This is a genomic window from uncultured Cardiobacterium sp., assembly GCF_938028185.1.
In the GTDB taxonomy this organism is placed as follows: Bacteria; Pseudomonadota; Gammaproteobacteria; order Cardiobacteriales; family Cardiobacteriaceae; genus Cardiobacterium.
This window is the reverse complement of sequence record NZ_CALJAH010000100.1, coordinates 1-2,312: the sequence shown is the minus strand read 5'-3', so window position 1 is coordinate 2,312 and position 2,312 is coordinate 1. Positions and strand designations below refer to the sequence as shown.

Below are 2,312 nucleotides of genomic sequence, written 5' to 3'. Positions count from 1 at the left end.
CGTGGCACAAACCCTGCTCGCGCTGGTATTGCGGCAAAGCCACACCGCAAAACGCGCCGCCATGCGGACAATTGGCAGCTCCCGGTGCCAACCGTAAAATGCGCACTGCCTGCAACCACCCGGGAAAGCCGTGACCGCCTACACCTACGAACACAAATACCGCCTTGCCCAACAATTTGCCGCCCGCTGGCAACACGAAACCCGCGAAGAAGCCGAAGCCAAAACCTTTTGGGACGAATTTTTCCGCATCTTCAACCTTGACCGCTACAAAACCGCCAGCCTTGAATATGCCATCCGTCACCATCAGCAAAAAACTACCAAATTTGCCGACGTCTTCTGGGCGGGCCGTCTCCTCTGCGAACACAAATCAGCCCACAAAGACCTCGACAAAGCCTACGAGCAGGCGGCGGGATACGTGGACGAAATCCGCCGCCAAAACTCGGACGACGTACCGCGTTACCTCATCATTTGCGACTTTGCCCGTATGCGCCTCTACGATCTACAAGCGGGCAGCCGCCTCGATTTCCCGCTGGAAGACCTGCCGGAGCAAATCAAAAACCGCAACTTTGACTTCATGGACGGCATCAGCCGCGACCTCAAAGCCGCCGAAGAACAGGCCAACATCGATGCCGCCAATGCCGTGGGCAAACTCTACCGCGCCTTCCGTGCCGACAATGCCTACGACGAACACCGCCTCAAACAATTCCTCATCCGCCTGTTGTTCTGTTTCTTTGCCGACGACACCCTGATATTCACCAAAAACCAGTTTGAAGACTACCTGGAAAAACACACCCGCGCCGACGGCTCCGACACTGGCAGCGTACTCAACCAAATATACCGCGTGCTCAACACCCCGGAAACGCGGCGACCGCAGGGCATGAACGCCGAACTCAAAGCCTTTCCCTACGTCAATGGCCGCCTCTTTGCCGATGCCCCGGAAGAACTCTACTTTGACGCCGCCCTGCGCGACAACCTGCTCGCCTGCTCGCGGCGCGACTGGGCAAAAATCAGCCCGGAAATCTTCGGCAGCCTCTTCCAGAGCGTGATGGACAACAGCGAACGCCGCGCTTCCGGTGCGCACTACACCGAAGAAGCCAACATCCTCAAAGTCATCAACAGCCTCTTCATGGACGATCTGCGCGCCGAATTTGCAGCCGCCTGCAAAACGCGCAGCAAAGGCAACCGCAAAAAAGCCATTGATGACTTCCACCAAAAAATCGCCAGTCTGCGCTTCCTCGACCCTGCCTGCGGCTGCGGTAACTTCCTCGTCGTCGCCTACCGCGAACTGCGCCGCCTCGAAGACGAAATCATCGGCGAACTCTTTGCCGAAAACCAACTGCTCGACATCGCCACCATGCAGCGCTGCCACATCGGCCAGTTCTACGGCATCGAACTCGACGAATACCCCGCACAAATCGCCAAAGTCGCCATGTGGCTCACCGACCACCAATGCAACCTCGCCACCGCCGCACGCTTCGGCACAACCCGCCCTACCATCCCGCTCACCGACAGCGCCGAAATCATCAACGCCAACGCCTTGCGCATTGAATGGCCGCAGGCCGATTACATCTTCGGCAACCCGCCCTTTATCGGCCACCAATGGCGCAGCGCCGCGCAGCAGGCCGACGCGGAAGCCGTGTTCCCGCAAAACGGCAAATTCGGCAAAATGGACTACGTGGCCGCGTGGTATGTAAAAGCCGCCGAACGTATGGCCACGCAGCCGCACATTCAGACCGCCTTTGTCTCCACCAACTCCATCTGCCAGGGCGAGCAGGCGGGCATTTTGTGGGCATGGCTGTTTGCGCAAGGCTTTGCCATCCGCTTCGCGCACCGCACCTTCCAATGGACATCCGCCGCCAAAGGCAAAGCCGCCGTGCATTGCGTCATCGTCGGATTCAGGCAGCCTGCACGGCACACGGGCGCGAAATACCTGTTCGACTATCCCGACATCAAAGGGCAGCCTGAAAAGTATGAAGTCGCCAACATCAACCAATACCTTGCCGCCGGCGCCAGCGTCATCGTTTCCTCGCGCAGCAACCCGCCCGCAGGCATGGCGAAAATGACCAAAGGCAGCCAGCCCACCGACGGCGGCCACCTGCTCTTGAACGCCGCCGAACGCCAAAGCCTGCTCGCCGCCCATCCCGACCTTGCCCCCTTCGTCAAACCCTTTATCGGCGCGGAAGAACTCATCAACGGCAAACAGCGCTGGTGCCTGTGGTTTGCCCAAAGCAGCGCCGCCGAACGCGCCCGCTTTCTCAAATACCCCGAAATCAAGGCGCGCATCGAAGGCGTCAAAGCCGCCCGACTGGACA

At 59.3% G+C, this 2,312-nt stretch carries 1 protein-coding gene; it reads left to right on the top strand.

The features are described from left to right. Positions 1–130: 130 nt before the first annotated feature. Positions 131–2,312 (top strand): DNA methyltransferase (locus tag Q0349_RS03245; protein ID WP_298079443.1); only part of this gene is annotated, 2,182 nt, incomplete at its 3' end.